Origin of the sequence: Micromonospora sp. NPDC048842 (genome assembly GCF_040649935.1) — a bacterium.
GTDB lineage: Bacteria > Actinomycetota > Actinomycetes > Mycobacteriales > Micromonosporaceae > Micromonospora > Micromonospora hortensis.
In genome coordinates this window covers 1-20,936 of sequence record NZ_JBEZGK010000017.1, presented here as the reverse complement: position 1 = coordinate 20,936, position 20,936 = coordinate 1, and the positions used below count along the sequence as shown (strand labels likewise).

Below are 20,936 nucleotides of genomic sequence, written 5' to 3'. Positions count from 1 at the left end.
GACGGGCTTCCGCTGGCGTTACGGACGGATCAGTTCACGGCACCGATGGACACGTTGCCGCGACCCACGATCGCACCCTCGCTGGTGACGATCGCCAGTTCACCGGAGAGCTGACGCCCGTCGGCCGGAACGGCCACCGCCGTCACAGTGCCGGTGATGGTGGCCGACTCGCCGTGCATCAGCGGCACCGCGACGGCCGGAGCGGTGATCGTGCCCAGCGACGCCGACGCGAACGCGTCGTAGTAGTCGTAGGCGGTGCTGGTGCCCGGCCCGTCAACACCGTACGGCTCCACCACGACGCGGTAGGTGCCGGCGGCCGGGTTCGTCAGCGTGACCGCCTCCTCCGAGTCGCCGTCCGCGGCCCGACCGACCTCGGTGGTACCCCGGTAGACGAACAGGTCCAGGTCGGCGCCCGCGTTGGCGGGGTTGCCGATCCGGGCGGTGAACGTCGACGTACCCGCCGGGATCTCGACTGTCCACTCCTGGTTGGGACCGCCCTCGGTGATGGTCGGACGCTCGGTCCGCACACCGGTCAGCGCGCCACTGCGGCCGCTGACCGAGACCGGACCGAAGGCGTTGGTGACCTTCCAGCTCACCGGGGTCGGCTCGCCGGCCTCGACACTGGGCAGCTCGACCAGGGCTGGCTCGACAGTCAGGCCCTGCACCCGCGCCTGGAGCTTGAACGGGTTGTTCAGCGCCGGGGACGTCCGCCGCGACTCCACCTCGATCTCCCAGACCCCGGGAAGCGGGTTCTGGTAGTCACGCTCCTGCGGCTTGCAGACGTTGACGTCGGAGAAGTTGGTGTAGCAGACGGTGCTGGTGGTGGCCTCCACCGGCACACCCAACGGGTTGATGGCGATGAACCGGGTCTGCGAACCCGTCGCGATCCCGGAGAGGTTCACCTGGAGGGCCTTGGCGCCCTCGGGCACCGTGACGAAGTACGACGTGAAGCCGTTGCGGTCGACCGAGCCCTCGTTGGTGTACGAGAAGTTGGGCTTCTTCACGTCGTTCGAGGCCACCACCACTGTGGACACCTCGAAGTCGACAACGTTGGTGGCCGGGTCGTCGATCCGCACGATCGCGCCGTGCGCGCCCTCGCTGGCCGGCTTGGCGGTGACGCTGATGGTGACGGCCTTGTTGAGCGGCAACGCGACGGTCTTCGGTGCCTTGAAGGTGCCGTCGTTGCCCTGGAGCGTGATGTTGTGCTTGATGGTGCCGGTCGGGCCGCTGGTGCGGGTGAGCTTGACCGGGTACGTCTTGCTCTGGCCGACCTTGTGGCCACCCTCGGACGAGGTGCAGCGGTTGTAGACGCCGGTGCCCCGACCCGGGTTCGGCACGAACTTCACACCGTTCCAGATGGTCAGCTGCTCGGCCAGAGGGCTGCAGACCGGCGCGTCGGAGACGTACGACCGGGCTTCGACGCCCTGGCGCAGCAACTGCCAGGCGCCCGGAACGTTGACCATGCCGTAGCCCTGCGCGTACGTCGGCACGTCAGCGATCGGCTTGGCGGAGGTGAACAGCGCCCGCCGCAACGCCGCCGGGCTGACGCCCCGGTCGGTGGCCTTGGCGGCCGACAGCAGCAACGCGCCGGCGCCGGCGGTCTGCGGAGACGCCATCGAGGTGCCGTTCAGCATCGCGTAGCCCGGGGGCAGCGCGTATCCGGCCTCGGGGACCGGGGCGCCGAGCTGCCAGGTCGGTGCGGTGGAGATGGCCGAGCCGGGGGCGGCGATGTTCGGCTTGAAGCCGCCGTCCTCGCGCGGGCCACGGGAGGAGAAGTTGAACAGGGCGTTCTTCTTCTTGACGACCGAGCCGTAGTTGGCCAGCCAGGTGTCCTTGCTGATGTTGGCGGCAACGCTGATCACGTTGCTGGCCACCGACGGGTCGCCGACGGTGTTGAGACCCGGGCCGGAGTTGCCGGCCGAGATGACCAACTGCACGCCGTACGTCTCGATCAGTTCGTTGTAGAGGTTCGTCCGCGCGTTGTTGCCGTCGTTCAGGCCGGGAAGGCCACCGATCGACATGTTGACGATGTCGACGCCACGGTTGGCCACCAGGTCGATCATGCCGGTGGTGAGGGCCGCCGCGCTGCAGCCGCCGCCCCAGGAGCAGGCGCGGGCGGAGACCAGCTTGGCACCTGGCGCGGCGCCGTCGAAGGCTCCGTTGCCGAGCATGTCGTTGGCGGCGGTGATGCCGGCGACGTGGGTGCCGTGGGTGCTCTCGACGATGCCGATGCTGACGTAGTCGTAGGTGCCCGGCAGCCCGATCGGCGTGGTGTTGACGTTCTTGCGGAACTCGACGACGAACGGCTGCCGTTCGGCGACCGGGGTCGCCGGGTTGTCGGTACCGAAGTAGCCGATGTCGTACTTTTCCTTGTACGGCCGCATGACCGGGTCGTCGGTGAAGTTGAGGTTCTGGTTGGCGTCAACCCGGATGTTGTTGGTGGCCGGGTCGAAGAGCACACCCCAGGTGTCGGTCGTGTCGCCGTCGCGGTTGACGTCACCCCGGGCGTCGCTCGCGGCGGTGACCGACTCGCTGAACAGGTTGAAGCGGTACGTGCCGGCCGGTGCCGTCCAGGTGCCGCCGGCGATGGTGAACGACGGGCCTGCGACCTCGGCCTGCATCCGCCGCCACGAGCCGTCCTCCAGCGGATCGGTGGCGGTGACCCAATCGACGATCTTGCGCTCGCCCGTGGTGGTCTGCTGCAACGCCGGGTGGGCGAGGTCCACACCGGAGTCCATGATGCCGATCGTGACGCCCCGGCCGTCCCACTCGGGGTGGGCCGCGGTGAACGCCACAGCGCCGGTCTCGTTCGTCGGCATGTAGGCGTTGTCGGCCGGGGTGGTCTCTCCCGGCGCCCCGACGGTGGCCTGCCGCGCGCCGGCGGTGCCGGTGGCGGTGCGCTCCGGGGCCGGGTCCGGCAGTTGGATGACCTCGTCCAGGTCGACGGCCGAGACGCCGGGCAGTCGCGCCGCCTTGAGGACACTGTCGGTCGGGACCTTGGCCAGCACGAAGCCGACCCGGTCCTGCCGCTGGCTGACAGTGCCGCCGAGCTTGGTGAGGCTGTCGGCGACGTCCCCCGCCTCACCCTTCTCGGTGGCGACGATCAACGTGACGGTCGTGGCCTTCTTGGCGCGGGCCTCGCTGAGCAGTTTGGCGTCGTGGGCGCCCAGCGTCTCGGCGGCGGTGGCCGGGGAAGCGTCCGGTGTGGTGGCGGGAGCGGCGGCCGCGGTGGCGGCACCACCCATGGTCGTCACGGCGCTCGCCGCCAGGACCGACGCGAAGAGCGCGGCTGAGGTGCGCCGGCTCAAATTTCGGAGTCTGCTCACGTTCTCTTTACCTCCAGAGAACAGGGCCCTTCAGAGAAGGGCGCTCGGGTGAGCAGAATCTTTCGCGGTATCGACAAGCACTGTCACTACTGGTCAGTCCCTTGTGACCAGTTCGTGATATGCAGGCATACGCACTGTCACATAAATGGCTAACGGGCCGAGACCTCGTCGTCGGCCGGATCGGCCAACTCGGGGGCCTGCGGCTGTCGGGGCGTCAACTCGACCTGCGCCGGGGTGGCCAACTCGTCGTCGGAGACGCCCAACTCGGCGAGCTTGCGGGCGCTGACCAGGACCCGGGCCTCCAGCGAGCCGACCGCCCTGTTGTAGGCGGTCACCGCACCGGCCAGCGAGGACCCGAGCTTGCCCACATGGTCGCCCAGGGTGGAGAGCCGGCCGTACAGCTCCCGGGCGAGGGTGTGCACGGCGAGCGCGTTGCGGGCCAGTGCCTCCTGCCGCCAGGAGTAGGCCACAGTGCGGAGCAGGGCGACCAGCGTGGCCGGCGTGGCGAGCACCACGTTGCGGGTGAAGGCGTGCTCCAGCAGCGTCGGGTCCCGCTGGAGCGCGACGTCGAGGAACGGGTCGGCCGGGACGAACAGCACCACGAACTCGGGTGAGTTGTCGAACGCCGACCAGTACGACTTGGCGGCCAGGGCGTCGACGTGCCCCCGCAGGTGCCGCGCGTGCGCGTCGAGGTGGGTGTCCCGGCCGCGCTCGTCGCGGGCCTCCATGGCTGTCAGGTACGCATCGAACGGAGCCTTGGCGTCCACCACCACCGAGCGACCACCGTGCAGACGGACCACCAGATCCGGTCGGACGACCTGCTGGTCGGTGGCGGCGGTGACCTGCTCGGAGAAGTCGCAGTGCTCCAACATGCCGGCAGCCTCGACGATCCGGCGCAACTGGTGCTCGCCCCAGCGGCCCCGCACCTGCGGTGCGCGCAGCGCCGCCACCAACTGCTTGGTCTCGGTGCGCAGCTCACCGGAGACTGCGGTCATCGAGCGGACCTGCTCACGCAGCTCGGCGTACGCGTCGACGCGGTCGTGCTCCAGCTCGGCCACCCGCTGCTCGTAGCGGCGCAGGGTGTCGTGCAGCGGCGCGACCGCCCGGGCCACCGCCTCCTGGGACTGTGCGGTGGCCTCGTAGCTCAACGCCCGCATGGACTGCTCCAGCCGACCCTCACCCTCCCGGGTGGCGGCCAGTGTGGCATCCAGGCGGGCGATGTCGGCCGCCGACCGGGACCGGGCCGCGAGCCAGCCCACCGCCCCGCCGGCACCGAGGCACACGATCACCAGGAGCAGTGTCGAGACGTCCATCACCGGAGCTTGCCAGACGGATACGACGTGCGACCCGGGGGTACGTTCGATGACATGGAACTTGTGCTCTGCCTCGCCGTTGTGCTGGTCGGCGCGCTGGGCGTCGCCGCGCTCGTCCGCGCTCAGGCCGGTGCCCGTCGGCGCACCGAGCTCGGCGACGCCCGCGCGGAGGCGCAGCGGTGGTACGAGCGTCTCGGCGGCCAGTTGATGAACCTGCAGGGCGACGACCCAGCGGTACGACAGGCGCTGGCCGACGCTGGTGAGCGGTACAACGCGGCGGGCTCCCAGCTGGAGCAGGCGTCCACGCCGCACCAGTTCGGGCTGGCCCGGGAGACCGCGCTGGAGGGTTTGGCGTACATCCGGGCGGCACGTACGGCGCTGGGCATCGATCCGGGCCCCGAGGTGCCGACACTGGCCGCCGCCCGCGGTGTGGGGCAGCTCACCAAGGAGCGCGAGGTCGATGTGCAGGGGCAGACCTTCCGGGCCGGGCCGCAGCCCGGCCGGGAAACGCCCTACTACTACCCCGGTGGGCGTTATCAGGGTCGACCGGTGCCCGCCGGCTGGTATTCGACGCCCTGGTGGAAGACGGCGTTGGGTGCCGGTGCTGGTGTGCTCGGCGGCATCCTGATCGCCGACGCGCTCTTCTCGCCCGCCTTCGCCGACCCGGGGTACGGCTACGACGCCGGTTACCAGGAGGGCTTCGGTGACGGTGTCGACCAGGGCGGCGACGGCGGCGACCAGGGCGGCGACTTCGGCGGTGGCGACCAGGGTGGGGACGTCGGTGGTGGCGACTACGCCGGTGGGGACTTCGGCGGTGGTGGCTTCGGCGGCGGCGACTTCGGCGGCGGCGATTTCGGGGGCGGCGACTTCTGACCGTCGTTCATTCCTACGGGAACGGGCCCCGGTCGCAGCGACCGGGGCCCGTTTTTCGTACCAGTCGATCAGCCGGTGTTGCGCATCCCGGCGGCGATGCCGTTCACAGTCGTGAGCAGCGCCCTTTCCAGGGCGGTGCCGTCGCTCGGTGCGCGTCGGCCGCCCGGTGCGGTGGCTATCGCTCGCCCGGCGGCCCCCGACTCCCGGTACTGCCGCAGCAGCGCCACCTGGAGATGGTGCAGCGGCTCCAGGTAGGTGTCGCGGACGGCCAGCGTCCGCTGGAGCACCGGCGAGTTCTCCAGCAGGGCCGGTGAGGCGGTCACCGCCAGCACCTCCCGCTTGGTCAGCTCGTACTCCTGCTCGATCTGCTCGAAGATCGGGTGCAGCTTCTTCGGCACCAGCGTCTCGACGTACCGGCGGGCGATGCTCAGGTCGGTCTTGGTCAACATCATCTCGACGTTCGACAGGAACGTGCGGAAGAAGTGCCAGTTGCGGTGCATCTCGGCCAGGACGTCGGCGAGACCGGCCTCGCGGGCGGCGGCCAGCCCGGAGCCGACGCCGAACCAGCCCGGCACGATCTGCCGGGTCTGCGTCCAGCCGAACACCCACGGGATGGCCCGCAGCCCGGAGAGCCCGGCGCCGGTGTTCGGGCGCTTCGCCGGCCGGGAGCCGATGTTCAGCGCGCCGAGCAGCTCGGTGGGGGTGGACGCCCAGAAGTACGCGGGCAGGTCCGGGTCCTCGACGAGCGAACGGTAGGACCGGAACGCCGACTCGGAGACCACGTCCATCGTCGCGTCCCAGCGCTCCAACATCTCGGCCGGCTGCCGGGGCGCGGTGTGCAGCAGGGTCGCCTGGAGCACCGCGGCGAGGGTGAGCTCCAGGTTCTCCCGGGCCAGCGAGGGCAGGGTGTACTTGTCGGAGATCACCTCGCCCTGCTCGGTCACCTTGATCGCGCCGTCCATGGTGCCGTACGGCTGCGCCAGGATCGCCTCGTGCGTCGGCCCGCCACCGCGCCCGACAGTGCCGCCCCGACCGTGGAAGAGCCGCAGGTGCACACCGTGCCGGGCGGCCACGTCGCGCAGCGCGCGCTGCGCCCGGTGGATCGACCACTGGCTGGTGGTGATTCCTGCTTCCTTGTTCGAGTCGGAGTAGCCGAGCATGACCTCCTGCACGTCACCCCGGGCCGTCACCAGCGCCCGGTACGCGGGCAGCGACAGCAGCTCGTCGAGGAGTTCGCCGCCGGAGTTCAGCTCGGCCGGGGTCTCCAGGAGCGGCACGAACCCGACCCGGGCCCGCCCGCTGTGCACGTCCACCAGGCCGGCCTCGCGGGCCAGCACCACGGCGGCCAGCACGTCGTCGACACCCAGGGTCATCGAGATGATGTACGACTCGATCACCTCGGCGCCGAACCGGTCCTGCGCCTCCCGGATGGTGCTGAACACGTCGAACGTCTTGCGGGTCGGCTCGGACAGCGAGGTGTCCGCTGTCGACAGCGGACGGCGACCGGTCAGCTCGTCGGCGAGCAGCTTGGTGCGTTCCAGCCGGGTCAACGCCGGGTAGTCGGAGACCTCGCCGACCGCCTCGTAGAGCTGCGCGAGCACCGCGTGGTGCGCCTCGGCGTGCTCCCGGACGTCCATGGTGGCCAGGTGCAGGCCGAACGCGGAGACCGTACGGATGGTGGAGGCCAGCCGGCCGACCGCGGTGAGCTGCCCGGAGTTGCGGGCCAGCGAGGCGCGCAGCAGGTCCAGGTCGGCGATCAGCTCGGCGGAGCCCCGGTAGTCCCGGCCCGGTACGTGCGCGGTGCCCTGGCGCAACCTCAGCCGGGTGTTGGCGAGCTTCGCCTTCACGCAGCGCGCCTTGAGCCGGTACGGCTCCTCCGCGTTGACCCGGCGGAAGCGTTGCGCCACCTCGGGCAGCGCGTCAAGGTCGGCGGCGAGGCTGGCGGAGAGGTCCAGGGACACCCCACGCAGCCGGCGCGACACCGAGACCTCGTTGATCAGGTGGTCCATCGCCTTCTCGGTTGCCGCGATGCCGTGCTCGTGCTGAATGGTCAGCACCTCGCGGGTGACCGCCGGGGTGACGAACGGGTTGCCGTCGCGGTCGCCGCCGATCCAGGTGCCGAAGCTCAGCGGCCGGGCCGTCGGTGAGGTCTCCACACCGAGCGTGCGCAACGTGTCGGCCAGGTCGTCGAGCACCTGCGGGGCGGCCTCGGCGTACAGGTCGCGCAGGTAGTAGATGGCGTTGCGGGCCTCGTCGGTCGGGTCCGGCCGGTCGAGCCGCAGCTCGTCGGTCTGCCACATCAGGTCCAACAACTCGGCCAGCCGGCGGTTGGCCGGGCCCTCGTCGCTGGCGCCGTAGAGGATCGCGTTGGCGGTCTCGGTGTCCAACTCGTCGGCGATCGCCCGAAGCTTGGACAGGATCGAGCGCCGGGCTGCCTCGGTCGGGTGCGCGGTGAAGACCGGTCGCACCGCCAGCCGGCGCGCCGCGTTGGCGATCTCCTCGGCCGGCACCCCGCGCTCGGCGATCATCTTGGCGGCCTGGTCCAGCCAGCCGCCCTGCACCGCGCGGCGGCGGCGCAGGTCCCGCGCACGGTGCACCTGCTCGGTGATGTTGGCCAGGTGGAAGTAGGTGGAGAAGGCGCGAGCCAACTTGGTGCCGGTGGTCACGTCGAGCCCGCCGAGGCGCTGGGCGGCAGCGGGGGCGTCGGAGCGAACCTGGGCGCGGATCTCCTCGACGAGGTCGAGCAGCGGGCGACCCTCCTGGCGGGCCAGGGTCTGGCCGAGCAGGGTGCCGAGTCGGCGAATGTCGGCGCGCAGTGCGGCGTCCGGGCCGTCATGGTCGTGCTGGTCGGTCACGATGCGCTCCCTTACGTGGATACGAAGGACAGCGCTGTCCGACTTACTGGATGGTATCCGCGCGCAGAGGATGTCTGGAGGGCCCCCTGGTGATCCACTGCCCTCGGGAGGCTGTTTTCCGGGGTGATCTCAACCACCGTCGCGGTCCGGCGAGGGGCCGGAGCGGGTCGTTCCAGAGCCGGAGGAGGCGGCCCGGCGACCCCGGACCAGGCTCGCGCTGACCAGTCCGAGCCCGCCGAGCACCGTCCAGATTCCGAGGGCGGAAGCCGGCCAGCCGGCCGATCGCCAGTCGAAGTACACGGCGGCCTTGGTCAGGTCGTTGGCGAGCCCGGGGATGTTCCAGCGGTGCATACCGCGCAGCACCCCGGGCAGGAACTCGGGCGCGTAGATGCCGCCGGAGCCCGGGTTGCCGAGCACCACCAGCAGCAGGATGACCAGCGCGGTGCCCGCGACGCCGAGCCAGCCCTGAATGGCGCTGGCGAACATGGCGGCGGCGAAGACGGCGAGCGCGCCGATGGCGGCGATCGTCGGCACGTCGTGGTGCCAGATGTCCAGGACGGGTCCGACCACGACCGCGCCGGCGATGCCGAGCAGCACGCTGTACACCGCCAGGGAGGCGATGCGCAGTCCGGCCCGGCGCGCCGTACGCGGGGTGGTGCCGGCGGATATCCCCAGCACTGTCGAGGCGAGGTAGCCGCCGAGCACGTACCCGACGTTCAGGTAGAAGGGCACCACCCCGCGCGGGTCGGCCGAGGGGACCGGCACCTTGTCGACGATCTGTAGCGGGGTGCCGGTGCGGCTGGTGGCGGTGCCGAGGACCTCCTTGATCGCGCTGGTGGCGGAGGGGCCGGAGGCGCTCGCCACGGTGAGGAGCAGACCGTTGTCGGGTCCGGTGCTGAGCACGGCGTACACCGCTCGGCTGAGCAGCCCGTGCTCGGCGGCGCTCGGGTCGTCGTACTCGATGGGTTTGAGGATTGTGGTCTGGCCGCGCACGGCGTCGAGCGTCGTCCGGGCGCGTTGGTCGCCGGAGGCGACGCCGATCGGCAGGTCGCGGGGTGTGGGCTGGTGCAACGCGCCGACGTAGGCCGCGATGAACGCCGTGGCCAGCACGAGAGTGCCGATGAGCAGTCCGATGCTGCGAGGCGCCCAGTCGCGGGCCGTGCCCTGCGATTCTTTGTCCACTTTATTAGCTTATGGTCCGTTTTGGGGACCGCAGGGCGGAACCGATTGGCCGTCGCCCTGCGGTCCGCCGGACTCAGCGCACGTCGTCGGCGCAGAGAACCGACTGCAGGGCGGCCAGCGCACCCCCGCTCGCCGGCACCGGAACCTGCCCCCGGACGTCCCGGTCGATGTCGTAGACGTTGCCGGCGAGGACGAGCTGCCGGGAGTCGTCCGGGCTGGTCACCGCGATGCTGGTGAAGCCCGGCCCGCCGCCGTCGGTCATCCACACCGGCGTGGGGCCGGTCGGGCACGGCACAGTCATCCGCTGCACGCCCAGGCCGTACCCGTACCCGGCCGGCGAGTCGTCCATCGGCACCACGGTCTCCAACTCCCGCTGCTGAGCCGGCGCGAGCAGCCGCCCGCCGAACAGCGCCCGATGAAACCGCGCCAGGTCAGCCGTCGTCGAGATCATCGCCCCGGCGGTCCAGTCGTACGACGGGCTGAACGTGGTCACATCCCGGCCGGTCAGGTCGTAGCCGTGCAGGTGCCGGCCATGGATCTCCGGGTCGATGACCGGGAAAGAGGTCTGACTCAGGCCAAGCGGCCCGATGATCCTCCGCCGTACCTCGTTCGCCGCGCCCCGGCCGGTGACCGCCTCGATCACCAGGCCAGCCAGCAGATAGTTGGTGTTCGAGTAGCCCCACGAGGTGCCGGGGGCGAAGTCCGGCCGGTGTGCCATCGCCGCGGCGATCACCGTGCGGGGCGGGATCACCCGATCCCAGTCGTGCTCGTCGAGGTAGGGGGCCCAGAAGCTCCGTTGCCCGGTCGGGTCCCAGATGCCGCTGGTGTGGTTGAGCAACTGCCGGACCGTGATCGTCGAACCGTCGTTGCCGTTACCCCGGACGACCCCCGGCAGCCAGCGCTCGACCGGGTCGTCGAGGGTCAGCCGGCCCTCACCCACCAGTTGCAGCAGCACCGTCGACACGAAGGCCTTGGTGTTGCTGGCGATCCGAAACCGGTCGTCCGGTCGGGCCCGAGCCCCGGTATTCCGATCGGCGACTCCCGCCGCCACCTGCCACCGTCGGTCGTCCACCCGGCCGTAGGCCACCGCGGCGGGGAAGCCGTCCGCGACCAGTTGATCGAGCGCGGCGGCCAGCGCGCGGCGTTCCGGCCCGGAATGCTCGGCACGTGCTGGCAGGGCTGGGACGGCGAGGGTGGCGACCAACGTGCCGGCCGACACCAGCACGGCCCAGAGCAGACGCGACATGATTGCTCCAATCGACGAAACTGTTGTTCCCGTCGACCCTGCCGGCGGGCGGGGCGCAGCGACATGCGGCTCTCCCGCCGATCCGGTGGGGTTAACCCGACGGATCGCGGCGGGTCTCCCGGCTGGGCGGACGGCCCGCACCCGGGCATGCTGAGCCGGAACACTCGCTGCCGGGACGGTGTCGTCCGGCACGGTCGGGAGGATCAGGTGACGAGTCTCCGGCAGCTCCGCAACCAGGTCGGCTACGTGCTGGCCAGCCTGCCGCTGGCGGTCGTCGGCTTCGCGTACGCCCTCCTCACGGTGGTTGTCGGCGGCACGCTCGCGCTGACGCTGCTCGGCCTGCCGCTGCTGTCCTCCGGCGTCCTCGGCGCGCGCGGTTGGGGCTGGCTGCACCGCGTGTTGGCCCGGGCCACGCTGGGGCTGCGGGTCGCGGGCCCCCGTCCGGTCCGACGACGACCCGGTCCAGTGGGGTACGTGCGCAGCGGCCTCGGTGACGCCACGGGTTGGCGGGCACTGGCGTACCTGATCGTGAAGCTGCCGGTGACAGTGGTCGCGACGGCGGTGATCGCGGCCTTCCTCTGCTACCCGTTGTTCCTGCTCAGCCATCCGCTCTGGTGGTCGCACCGGGTCGCCCTGCAACTCGGGGACTTCTTCTTCGACACCTGGCCGAAGTCGTTCCTGCTGGCGGCGATCGGTGCCGGGATGCTTCTCGTCGGCCGTGGGCTGCTGAGTCTGATCCTGCTCCTGGACGGGCTGCTGATCCGTGGCCTGCTCGGCCCGACCAGCCTCGACGAGCGGGTCGACGACCTCGAAGAGGCCCGTGCGCTGGCCGTGGACGACGCCGCCGCGCTGCTGCGCCGCATCGAGCGCGACCTGCACGACGGCACCCAGGCACAACTGGTCGCCCTGGCCATGAAACTCGGTCTGGCCAAGGAGAAGCTCTCCGTTGACGCTGCGCCGGAGGCCAGGGCGCTCGTGGAGACCGCCCACCGGGACGCGAAAATCGCAATCACCGACCTTCGTGACCTGACCCGGGGCATCCATCCACCGATGCTCGACAACGGTCTGGAGGCGGCGCTGGGCACCCTCGTGGCGCGGGGCGCCGTACCCGTCCAGTTGCGGGTCGAGGTGCGCGACCGGCCATCACCAGCCGTCGAGACGATCGTCTACTACTGCGTCGCCGAGCTGCTCACCAACGTCGCGAAACACGCCACGGCCCAGGGGGCCACCGTCGAGGTACGTCAACACGACGGTCTGCTGCGGGTGCAGGTCGGAGACGACGGCGGCGGCGGTGCCACGCTCGGTTCGACGACTCACGCGCTGCCCGGCGGCGGGCTGGCCGGGCTGCGCGACCGGGCCCGTACCGTGGACGGCACGATGCGGATCGACAGCCCACACGGCGGGCCGACGCTTGTCACCCTGGAACTCCCGGTGCGGATATGACCGGCCTGCGCGTGGTCATCGCCGAGGACTCCGGGATCCTTCGCGACGGGCTCAGCTACCTGCTCGTCGATCGAGGGCACCAGGTGCTCGCCGCGGTGGGCGACCCGGAGGCGCTGCGGGCCGCCGTGCACGAGCACCGGCCCGACGTCGCGGTGATCGACATCCGGATGCCGCCGACGTACACCGACGAAGGGCTGCGGGCCGCGCTCGCCGTACGCGCCGCCCATCCCGGTACGCCGGTGCTGCTCTTCTCCCAGTACGTGGAGACCCGGTACGCGGCGCAGTTGCTCGCCGGCGGGGCCGGAGGCGTCGGTTACCTGCTGAAGGACCGGGTGGCCGAGGTCGGCGAGTTCGTCGACGCGCTCACCCGCGTCGCCGGCGGCGCGACCGTGCTCGATCCGGAGGTGGTGACGCAGCTGCTCGGCGCGGCCCGGGGCCCCGGGGAGCTGGCCGGCCTCTCCGAGCGGGAACGGACCGTGCTGGCCCTGATGGCCGAGGGGCGCTCGAACGCGGCGATCGCGTCGACGCTGTTCCTCAGCGTGGGGGCGGTGGAGAAGCACATCACCAGCATCTTCGGCAAGCTCGGTCTGCCGCCCACCGAGACCGACCACCGTCGGGTCCTCGCGGTGTTGCGTTACCTCCAGTCCGGGAGCTGACGCGTCGCTGTCGACCGAGGCTGCTCGGATCCACGCGGGACCGGGCCGGTTTGAGCAATTTTCTTCAAGACTGCGGAACGCGGCGACCCGACGATGGTTCATGTCGATCCGGACGCCGCCGACGAGGACGGGCAGCGGAGCGGGGTACGCGGACCTTTTCGGGGAGGCCCGATGCCCCGGCCGAGCCCGCAGGCGGCCCGAGCCGGGGGAGGCCGCACGGTCAAGCAGACGCGCGTCCTCCCCCAGGGTCACTCCACGTGCGGTGACGCCGATCCGATCGGGCCTTCGTCGACCGGGGTGAGCAGCCGGCGCAGCCGGGCCGGCGGGTGGCCCACCTGCTCCCGGACCACCCGGGTCAGGTGCGCCTGGTCGGCGAAGCCGTAGTCGCTGGCGAGCGCACCGAGCGGACGGCCGCCGGGCTCGGCGAGGGTGTCCAGCACCTCCCGTACCCGTAGCCGGTTCCGGTAGGCGGTCAGGCTGCTGCCGGTCATCCGCTGGAACACCCGACTGAGATGGTGCGGGGAGCTGCCGACCTCGCGGGCGACCTCGTCCAATCCGAGGGTGAAGCTGGAGTTCGCCAGCACCTCCCGAGCGCGGTCGGCCAGCCGGCGGTGCGCTGCCAGCGTCGCCGGTCGCCGACGTACGGCCCGATCGATCTCGCCGCCCACGTCGTCGGTGCTGAGAGGGCTCTGGTGCAGCAGGCGAGCCAGGAAGCGGTGCAGCCGCTCGGCCATCTCGAACCCGTCCAGCCCGCGCCGGAAGTCGGCCACCAGTAGTCGGTGCGCCAGGTCCAGTGCGGCGTCCGAGGTCCCGGACCAACCGCCCCGGTCCACCCAGCTCGCCGCGTCCGTCCGGTCCGCCAGCACGGTCGGATCGATCTCGATGCAGGTGTACGAGTCGCCACAGCCGAACGGGTGCGCCACGGCCATCTCGTCGCCGGGGCGGGTGAGCAGCACGGACGTGGCATCGGAAAGCTCGACCACGCCGTTGAGCCGACGGCGGTACACGCCGGACCGCCCCAAGATGACCTTGTGGCGGTCCTCGGCGACGGACTCCGTCCAGCCGTGGTTCTCCACGATGCACCGCACCTGGTAAATCAGCATCCGGTCCGGGTGCCCCAACACCCGCCACTGGGCGGGCGTGGTGCGGCGACGCGGATCACTGCCAGTTCCCTCGGCGGGCATCAGGGGTTGACGGTGGCGAAGGCGCGAACCGGAAAGGTGCCCATGCCGGCCACCATCGGCGGGGCCGCGGTGAACCGGAACCCGTTCGGCGGCAACGTGTCCAGGCCGGTCAGGTGCTCGACGATCGGGATGCCGGCGGCGAGCAGCGCGCTGTGCGCGGGGCGTACGCCGTCGGCCGCCGGGCTCATGTCGTCGATGTTGATCGAGTCGATGCCGACCAGGGCCGCCCCCGCGTCGACAAGCGCCTGGGCGGCGTCCCCGGTCAGGTACGGCGCTTCCGGCGCGCTGTACCGCTCGGTGCCGAAGTGCGTGTCCCACCCGGTGTGCAGCAACACCGCCCGCCCGGCCACCTCGTACGGGGCCAGCATCAGCCGGTCCACCGCGCGGACGCCGGCCGGCACCCGGACCACCACCCCCGGTAGGTCGGCGAGCCGGTCCAGCGACACTCCGGTCAGGTCGTCCCGCCCGGCCCACCGGTGGGCGGGCGTGTCCAGGTACGTGCCGGTGTTGGCGATCATGTCGATTCGGGCCACGTGGAACTCGGTGCCCGGGGCGTACCGCTCACGGGATGCCGCGAAGGTCAGCCAGTCGGTGATCCGGGGCCCCGGCCAACCCGGCAGGGTTGTCATCCCGTCGCTGATCACGTGGCTCAGCTCGACCAGCCGACGACCGGCGCCGGACTCGTCGACCGCGACACCCCGGCCGCCCTTGTGCGGCTCCTCGATGATCGTCTTGGCGCTGATCCGTACGTCGGCGACCATCAGTAGCCCGAGATGCCGGACGAACAACGCCGCCAGGTCGTCGTCGGTGATCTCCCGACCGGGGATGTCCAGCCGGAACCCCTCGGTACGCAGCCCGCCGCCGTTGGCGAAGCTCACCTCCGCGTCGAACTGTGCCCTCCACTGCTCACCCATACCGAAACCCGACCACGCCTACCGACGCCGGTCAAGATCCCCTGGCGGCGGCCGGGCTCGATCCCAAGATCGCGCAACATCCAGGATGTAGTGGCCTCGCTGCGTCGATGAGGCCACTACATCCTGGATCGAGCACGATCTCGCCGGGACAAGGGGTGACGCGCGCGGCGCGGACCTGGGCGGAAGGGGGTGACTGTCGGTCGACGGGGCTAGGCTTGTTGTCGTGCCCCCCCGTCCCGCTGGACGAGGGGCCGCCGTCGTGTGCGTCGACTCCCCGGGAAGGATTCCCTTGCTCACCGGTCTGTTCACCGCCGCCCTGGCCGACCCCGGGCTGACCCGGGCGCGTGACCTGGCGCGCTCCGGTGCCGCCCAGGTCGACGGCCTCGACATCACCGCCCCGGCGGCGCTGCGCCCGTTCGCCGTCGCGGCGGTCGCCGCTGACAACGACGGCGCCGGGCGACCGGTGCTGGCGGTGACCGCCACCACCCGCGAGGCCGACGACCTGGCCTCCGCGCTGGGCGGGTTGCTGCCGGCCGAGCAGGTGGTGGTCTTCCCCTCCTGGGAGACGCTGCCGCACGAGCGGCTGTCCCCCCGCTCCGACACGGTCGGCCGACGGCTGGCCGTGCTGCGCCGGCTGGCGCACCCGGAGGCGACCGACGCGCACGGCGGCACCGGGCCACTGCGAGTGGTGGTGGCCCCGGTCCGCTCGCTGCTCCAACCGCAGCTCAAAGGGCTCGGTGATCTGGAGCCGGTGCAGCTCGCCGCCGGCGAGGAGGCGGACCTGGAAGAGGTCGCCCGCCGGCTGACCGACATGGCGTACGCCCGGGTCGACCTGGTCACCAAGCGCGGCGAGTTCGCCGTGCGCGGCGGCATCCTGGACGTCTTCCCGCCCACCGACGAGCACCCGTCGCGGGTCGAGTTCTGGGGCGACGAGGTGGAGGAGATCCGCACCTTCGCCGTCGCCGACCAGCGGACCATCGAGCAGGTTCCGCTGCTCTGGGCGCCGCCCTGTCGCGAGCTGCTGCTCACCCCGGCGGTCCGCGACCGGGCCGCCGCGCTCGCCGAGCAGCACCCCGAGCTGGCCGAGATCCTCGACAAGCTGGCCGAGGGCATCCCGGTGGAGGGGATGGAGTCGCTGGCCCCGGTGCTGGTCGGCCCCGACTCACTGGAGTTGCTGCTGGACGCCATGCCCGCCGGCACCCACGTCCTGCTCTGCGACCCGGAGCGGATCCGCACGCGGGCGCACGACCTGGTGCGTACGTCGGAGGAGTTCTTGCAGGCCAGCTGGGCCGCCGCCGCGGTCGGCGGCCAGGCCCCGGTGGACGTCGGCGCTGCCGCCTTCCGCACCCTCGGCGAGGTACGCGCCGCCGCCGGCAAGCTCGGCCAGCCGTGGTGGACGCTGTCCCCGTTCGGGTTGGTCGAGGGGGAGACGGCCGAGGCGCGGCAGCCCTGGGAGGACGCGCCCGAGTCGGCCGCCGTCACTCCGGACGACGCCATCGCGGTCACCCTGTCCGCCCAACCGGCGCCGCTCTATCACGGCGAGACCTCGCGGGTCGTCGAGGACCTCAAGCGCTGGGCCGGTGAGGGCTGGTCGATCGCGCTGGTCTTCGAGGGGCACGGCCCCGCCCAGCGGGCGGTGGAGGTGCTGCGCGACGCCGGCCTGGGTGCCCGGTTGACCGAGGAGGTGCCGACCGCGCCCGTCCCCGGCGAGCTGGTGGTCACCTGTGGTGCGCTGAGCAGTGGGTTCGTCGACGAGGCGTCCCGCTTCGTGCTGCTCACCGGCAATGACGTGACAGGCGGTCGGGGCACCTCGACGCGGGACATGCGCAAGATGCCGAGCCGGCGGCGCAACACCATCGACCCGCTGGAGTTGAAGACCGGTGACCACGTGGTGCACGAGCAGCACGGCATCGGCCGTTACGTCGAGCTGGTGCAGCGCACCGTCAACGGCGCCAGCCGGGAATACCTCGTCATCGAGTACGCGGCCAGCAAGCGGGGCCAGCCCGGCGACCGGTTGTTCGTTCCGACCGACCAGCTCGACCAGCTCTCCCGCTACGTGGGCGGCGAGCAGCCGACCCTGCACAAGATGGGCGGCTCGGACTGGCAGAAGTCCAAGGCTCGAGCCCGCAAGGCGGTCCGGGAGATCGCCGCGCAGCTCATCCAGCTCTACGCCGCCCGCAAGGCGTCCAAGGGCCACTCGTTCGGCCCGGACACCCCGTGGCAGCGCGAGCTGGAGGACGCCTTCCCCTGGCAGGAGACGCCGGACCAGCTCGCCGCGATCGACGAGGTCAAGCGGGACATGGAGCAGACCGTCCCGATGGACCGGCTGATCTGCGGTGATGTCGGCTACGGCAAGACCGAGATCGCGGTCCGGGCGGCGTTCAAGGCGGTGCAGGACGGTAAGCAGGTGGCGGTGCTGGTGCCGACCACCCTGCTGGTTCAGCAGCACTACAACACGTTCGCCGAGCGGATGAGCCAGTTCCCGGTCCAGATCCGGCAGCTGTCCCGGTTCCAGACGGCCAAGGAGACCGAGCGGACGCTGGAGATGGTTGCCGATGGCACCGTCGACATCGTCATCGGTACGCACCGGCTGTTGCAGACGGCGACCCGCTTCAAGCAGCTGGGTCTGGTGATCGTCGACGAGGAGCAGCGCTTCGGTGTCGAGCACAAGGAGCACCTGAAGACGCTGCGCGCGTCGGTCGACGTGCTCAGCATGTCGGCCACCCCGATTCCGCGCACACTGGAGATGGCGATCACCGGCATCCGGGAGATGTCCACCATCGCCACCCCGCCGGAGGAACGGCACCCGGTGCTCACCTTCGTCGGCGCGCAGGACGACCGGCAGGTGGCCGCGTCCATCCACCGTGAGCTGCTCCGCGACGGGCAGGTCTTCTACCTGCACAACCGGGTCGAGTCGATCGACCGGGCGGCGCGGCGGCTGCGGGAGCTGGTGCCGGAGGCGCGGGTCGCTGTGGCGCACGGCCAGATGGGCGAGGACGCCCTGGAGAAGGTCATGGTCGGCTTCTGGGAAAAGGAGTTCGACGTCCTGGTCTGCACCACGATCGTCGAGTCGGGCATCGACATCCCGAACGCCAACACGCTGATCGTGGAGCGGGCCGACCTGCTCGGCCTGGCCCAGCTGCACCAGATCCGGGGCCGGGTCGGCCGGGGCCGGGAGCGGGCGTACGCCTACTTCCTCTACCCGCCGGAGAAGCCGCTCACCGAGCACGCCCACGAGCGGTTGGCGACAATCGCCCAGCACACCGAGTTGGGCGCCGGCATGTATGTGGCGATGAAGGACCTGGAGATCCGGGGCGCCGGCAACCTGCTCGGTGGCGAGCAGTCCGGGCACATCGAGGGCGTCGGCTTCGACCTGTACGTGCGGATGGTCGGCGAGGCGGTCTCCGCGTTCAAGGGTGAGCGGCCGGAGGAGGAGACCGACGTCAAGATCGACCTGCCGGTCGACGCGCACCTGCCACACGACTACGTGAGCGTGGAGCGGCTGCGCCTGGAGATGTACCGCAAGCTCGCCGAGGCGCGCGACGAGGAGCGGCTGGGTGAGGTGATCGCCGAGATGACCGACCGGTACGGCGAGCCGCCGGCCCCGGTGCAGAACCTGGTGGAGGTGGCCCGTTTCCGTCTGCTGGCCCGCCGCTACGGCCTGAGCGACGTGTCCGTGCAGGGCAAGCATGTTCGGTTCGGCCCGCTGCCCCTACCGGACTCGAAGCAGATGCGGCTCAAGCGCTACCACCCGGATGCCGTCTACAAGCAGGCCACCGACCAGGTCAGCGTCCCCCGACCGAGCACCCGTCGGATCGGTGGCGAGCCGCTGCGTGACCAGGCGCTGCTCCAGTGGTGCGCGCAACTGCTCTCCGATGTGCTCGGTGCTCCAGCCCCACTGACCGTCGCCGCGAGCGCCTGAGCCGGCGGCGTGCTCTCGACCAGGGACGGGTCGCGCGTCGACGCCGTCCCTGGTCGTGGGTTGGGCGAAGGTGGGGGGTGTCACAACCCCGGGTGACGGCGTGAGAGAGTGACGGCTATGCGTGCTCGCCGTCTTGCCGCCGTCGCCACTGTGGCGCTCGGCCTCGTCGCCCTCTCCGGTTGCCGTGCTGAGCCTGGTATCGCCGCTTACATCGGTGACCAGCGCATCACCGACGTTCAGGTTTCCACCGCAATGAAGGACCTGCGGACGAAGAACCCGGCGCCGGAGTCATCCGCCAGTGCGCAGCCCGCGGCGCCGCAACCGACCCTGCCCAAGGTGGCCGACGTGGTTCGGACCATGGTGCTGACCAAGGTGTGCGAGAAGCTCTCCGCCGAGAAGAACTACCAGCCGCGCGGCCAGGTGGCGGCCGACCAGGCCGCCCAGCAGCTCGGTCTCGACCCGGAGACCGGGCACGTGCGGGAGGTGGCGAAGCTCTTCACGTGCCTGTCCGGCTTGCCGGCCGAGCCGGTCGAGCCGACCAAGGAAGAGATCGCCGACGTGATCGCCGCCGGGCGTGCGGCCGGCAAGATCCCCGCCGAGGTGACTGATGCCGACGCCGCCCAGCAGCTCGACGGCGAGCAGCTACGCGGCGCGCTGGCGACCAAGAGGATCCTCGCCGAGGCGGTCGGTCGTTACGACGTCACAGTCAGCCCTCGGTACCGTCCGCTTGAGTTCCCGCTGCTCAGCTTCTCCGGTGACGCACCCGCTGTGAGTGTGCCGTTGGGTGAGCCGGGCTCCGACGCGGTCACCGACATTTCCACCCCGGAGGGGCCGACCGGGACGCCGGAGGCCGAGGGCACGGCCAGCTGAGCATGACCGCACGGATCGTCCTCCTGGTCACCTCACCCCGGTTGCCCGCCGGCCTGTTGACGGCCGCGGCGTGGGACGTCGTACGCCAGCACCCGGTGTTGACCGGCGCGGACAGCGAGTTGACCACGGCCGTGCGCCAGGCGGGCGCCGAGGTCACTGTGGTGGACGGCCCGGCGACGCAGCTGTTGCTGGACGCGGTGGCGGCACACGGCACCGTGGTGTGGCTGGCCGGTCCGGCGGGTGACGAGGCGCTGGCCCGGGAGTTGGGTCTGCGGCTGGCCCGGCAACCGGGGTTGGCCGAGATGGAGCTGATGTACGGCTCGTGGGATCCGCCGGGTGCCCGGCTGCTCGACGCGGTGGCCGTGCTGGATCGACTGGCCTCTCCGGGTGGCGACCCGTGGAAGCGGGCGCAGACGCACCGCAGCCTCGCCGGTTACCTGCTGGAGGAGAGCTACGAGGCGTACGACGCCATCAGGGCCGACGACACCGACGCTTTGCGCGAGGAGTTGGGCGACGTGTTGTTGCAGGTCGTGCTGCACGCGCGGCTCGCCGAGGAGTTGCCCGAGGACGAGCGGTGGACCATCGACGACGTGGCCGGTGGTCTGGTCGACAAGATGATCCGGCGTAATCCGCACGTCTTCGCCGGTGCCGAGGCGGGCACCCTGGAGGAGATCACCGAGAACTGGGAGCGGATCAAGCGCGCGGAGAAGGCACGGCACTCGGCGTTGGACGGCGTGGCCCTGAGCCAGCCCGCGCTGGCCTTGGCAACGCAGATCCTGGATCGCGCCGCTCGCAGGGGCATCGACGTCCCACTCCCACCGGCCGACACCCAGGCGGATGCCGAGGCAAGGCTGGGCGCAGACCTGCTGGCAACGGTGGCGGCAGCCCGCGAGGCGGGCATCGACCCCGAAGCAGCTCTCCGCCGCACCACCCTGGCCCACGCCGAAGCCATCCGCCACGTCGAACCCCCACCCACCAGCCCGCGCTGATCAAGAAGTTTGCGTCAGAACTCGGCTCGTGCGTGACGCAAACCTCTTGATCAACCCGACCGTGTCGGGGCGGGGCGGGGCGGGGCGGGGCGGGGCGGGGCGGGGCGGGCCGGGGGGGGGCGCGGGCGGGCGGGGCCGGAGGGGCGCGGGCGGGCGGGCGGGG

At 71.3% G+C, this 20,936-nt stretch carries 13 protein-coding genes; 6 read left to right on the top strand and 7 right to left on the bottom strand.

Going from position 1 to position 20,936, the window contains the following annotated elements; all coding sequences use genetic code 11:
- Positions 1-29 precede the first annotated feature (29 nt).
- Both AB0C19_RS22595 and AB0C19_RS22590 read right to left on the bottom strand, forming a co-directional pair.
- Complete coding sequence (locus tag AB0C19_RS22595) at positions 30-3,326, bottom strand: S8 family serine peptidase (RefSeq protein WP_357188335.1); 3,297 nt, start codon at positions 3,324-3,326, stop codon at positions 30-32.
- A gap of 149 nt (positions 3,327-3,475) precedes the next feature.
- Entirely contained in the window at positions 3,476-4,639 is a 1,164-nt protein-coding gene (locus tag AB0C19_RS22590; protein WP_357188333.1) for a DNA recombination protein RmuC, read from the bottom strand.
- Positions 4,640-4,693: 54 nt separating this feature from the next.
- Between AB0C19_RS22590 and AB0C19_RS22585 the strand changes: the two genes are divergently transcribed.
- Positions 4,694-5,512, top strand: coding sequence for a hypothetical protein (locus AB0C19_RS22585; RefSeq protein ID WP_357188331.1), 819 nt, complete (start codon positions 4,694-4,696; stop codon positions 5,510-5,512).
- Positions 5,513-5,580: 68 nt separating this feature from the next.
- Here AB0C19_RS22585 and ppc read toward each other — a convergent pair whose 3' ends face one another.
- From ppc to AB0C19_RS22570, 3 genes are all read right to left on the bottom strand, one after another.
- Positions 5,581-8,367: a phosphoenolpyruvate carboxylase gene (gene ppc / locus AB0C19_RS22580; RefSeq protein ID WP_357188329.1), complete on the bottom strand. Its 2,787-nt coding sequence runs from the start codon at positions 8,365-8,367 to the stop codon at positions 5,581-5,583.
- Positions 8,368-8,496: 129 nt separating this feature from the next.
- Positions 8,497-9,549, bottom strand: a complete 1,053-nt coding sequence (locus AB0C19_RS22575) for a hypothetical protein (protein WP_357188327.1) — start codon at positions 9,547-9,549, stop codon at positions 8,497-8,499.
- A 73-nt stretch (positions 9,550-9,622) separates the two neighbouring features.
- The gene (locus AB0C19_RS22570) at positions 9,623-10,795 is read right to left on the bottom strand and encodes a serine hydrolase domain-containing protein (RefSeq protein WP_357188325.1); all 1,173 of its coding nucleotides are present in this window, start codon (positions 10,793-10,795) and stop codon (positions 9,623-9,625) included.
- 207 nt (positions 10,796-11,002) lie between these two features.
- On the opposite strand from AB0C19_RS22570, the gene AB0C19_RS22565 reads away from it, so the two are divergent.
- Positions 11,003-12,238 carry a sensor domain-containing protein gene (locus tag AB0C19_RS22565; RefSeq protein WP_357188324.1) on the top strand — a complete coding sequence of 412 codons (1,236 nt, stop codon included), beginning with the start codon at positions 11,003-11,005 and terminating at the stop codon, positions 12,236-12,238.
- A gap of 5 nt (positions 12,239-12,243) precedes the next feature.
- Positions 12,244-12,894: a response regulator transcription factor gene (locus tag AB0C19_RS22560; RefSeq protein ID WP_357188505.1), complete on the top strand. Its 651-nt coding sequence runs from the start codon at positions 12,244-12,246 to the stop codon at positions 12,892-12,894.
- Positions 12,895-13,142: 248 nt separating this feature from the next.
- On the opposite strand, the gene AB0C19_RS22555 is transcribed toward AB0C19_RS22560, so the two are convergent.
- Both AB0C19_RS22555 and AB0C19_RS22550 read right to left on the bottom strand, forming a co-directional pair.
- Positions 13,143-14,078: an AraC family transcriptional regulator gene (locus tag AB0C19_RS22555; RefSeq protein WP_357188322.1), complete on the bottom strand. Its 936-nt coding sequence runs from the start codon at positions 14,076-14,078 to the stop codon at positions 13,143-13,145.
- Positions 14,078-14,992, bottom strand: coding sequence for a cyclase family protein (locus tag AB0C19_RS22550; RefSeq protein ID WP_357188320.1), 915 nt, complete (start codon positions 14,990-14,992; stop codon positions 14,078-14,080). The genes AB0C19_RS22555 and AB0C19_RS22550 overlap by 1 nt, the downstream gene beginning before the upstream one ends.
- A 289-nt stretch (positions 14,993-15,281) precedes the next feature.
- Here AB0C19_RS22550 and mfd point away from each other — a divergent pair, with 289 nt between their 5' ends.
- The 3 genes from mfd to AB0C19_RS22535 all read left to right on the top strand — a co-directional run bounded on the left by mfd (position 15,282) and on the right by AB0C19_RS22535 (position 20,773).
- On the top strand, positions 15,282-18,914 hold the full coding sequence (gene mfd, locus AB0C19_RS22545; protein WP_357188319.1) for a transcription-repair coupling factor: 3,633 nt from the start codon (positions 15,282-15,284) through the stop codon (positions 18,912-18,914).
- Between the two features lie 117 nt (positions 18,915-19,031).
- Positions 19,032-19,784: a hypothetical protein gene (locus tag AB0C19_RS22540; protein ID WP_357188317.1), complete on the top strand. Its 753-nt coding sequence runs from the start codon at positions 19,032-19,034 to the stop codon at positions 19,782-19,784.
- A 2-nt stretch (positions 19,785-19,786) separates the two neighbouring features.
- On the top strand, positions 19,787-20,773 hold the full coding sequence (locus AB0C19_RS22535) for a nucleoside triphosphate pyrophosphohydrolase (RefSeq protein WP_357188315.1): 987 nt from the start codon (positions 19,787-19,789) through the stop codon (positions 20,771-20,773).
- The last annotated feature ends 163 nt before the right edge of the window (positions 20,774-20,936 follow it).

Coding starts and splice junctions, on each gene's coding strand:
- AB0C19_RS22590 (WP_357188333.1), bottom strand. CDS start 4,639: ATGGACGTCTCGACACTGCTCCTGGTGATCGTGTGCCTCGGTGCCGGC.
- AB0C19_RS22585 (WP_357188331.1), top strand. CDS start 4,694: ATGGAACTTGTGCTCTGCCTCGCCGTTGTGCTGGTCGGCGCGCTGGGC.
- AB0C19_RS22570 (WP_357188325.1), bottom strand. CDS start 10,795: ATGTCGCGTCTGCTCTGGGCCGTGCTGGTGTCGGCCGGCACGTTGGTC.
- AB0C19_RS22555 (WP_357188322.1), bottom strand. CDS start 14,078: ATGCCCGCCGAGGGAACTGGCAGTGATCCGCGTCGCCGCACCACGCCC.
- AB0C19_RS22550 (WP_357188320.1), bottom strand. CDS start 14,992: ATGGGTGAGCAGTGGAGGGCACAGTTCGACGCGGAGGTGAGCTTCGCC.
- AB0C19_RS22540 (WP_357188317.1), top strand. CDS start 19,032: ATGCGTGCTCGCCGTCTTGCCGCCGTCGCCACTGTGGCGCTCGGCCTC.
- AB0C19_RS22535 (WP_357188315.1), top strand. CDS start 19,787: ATGACCGCACGGATCGTCCTCCTGGTCACCTCACCCCGGTTGCCCGCC.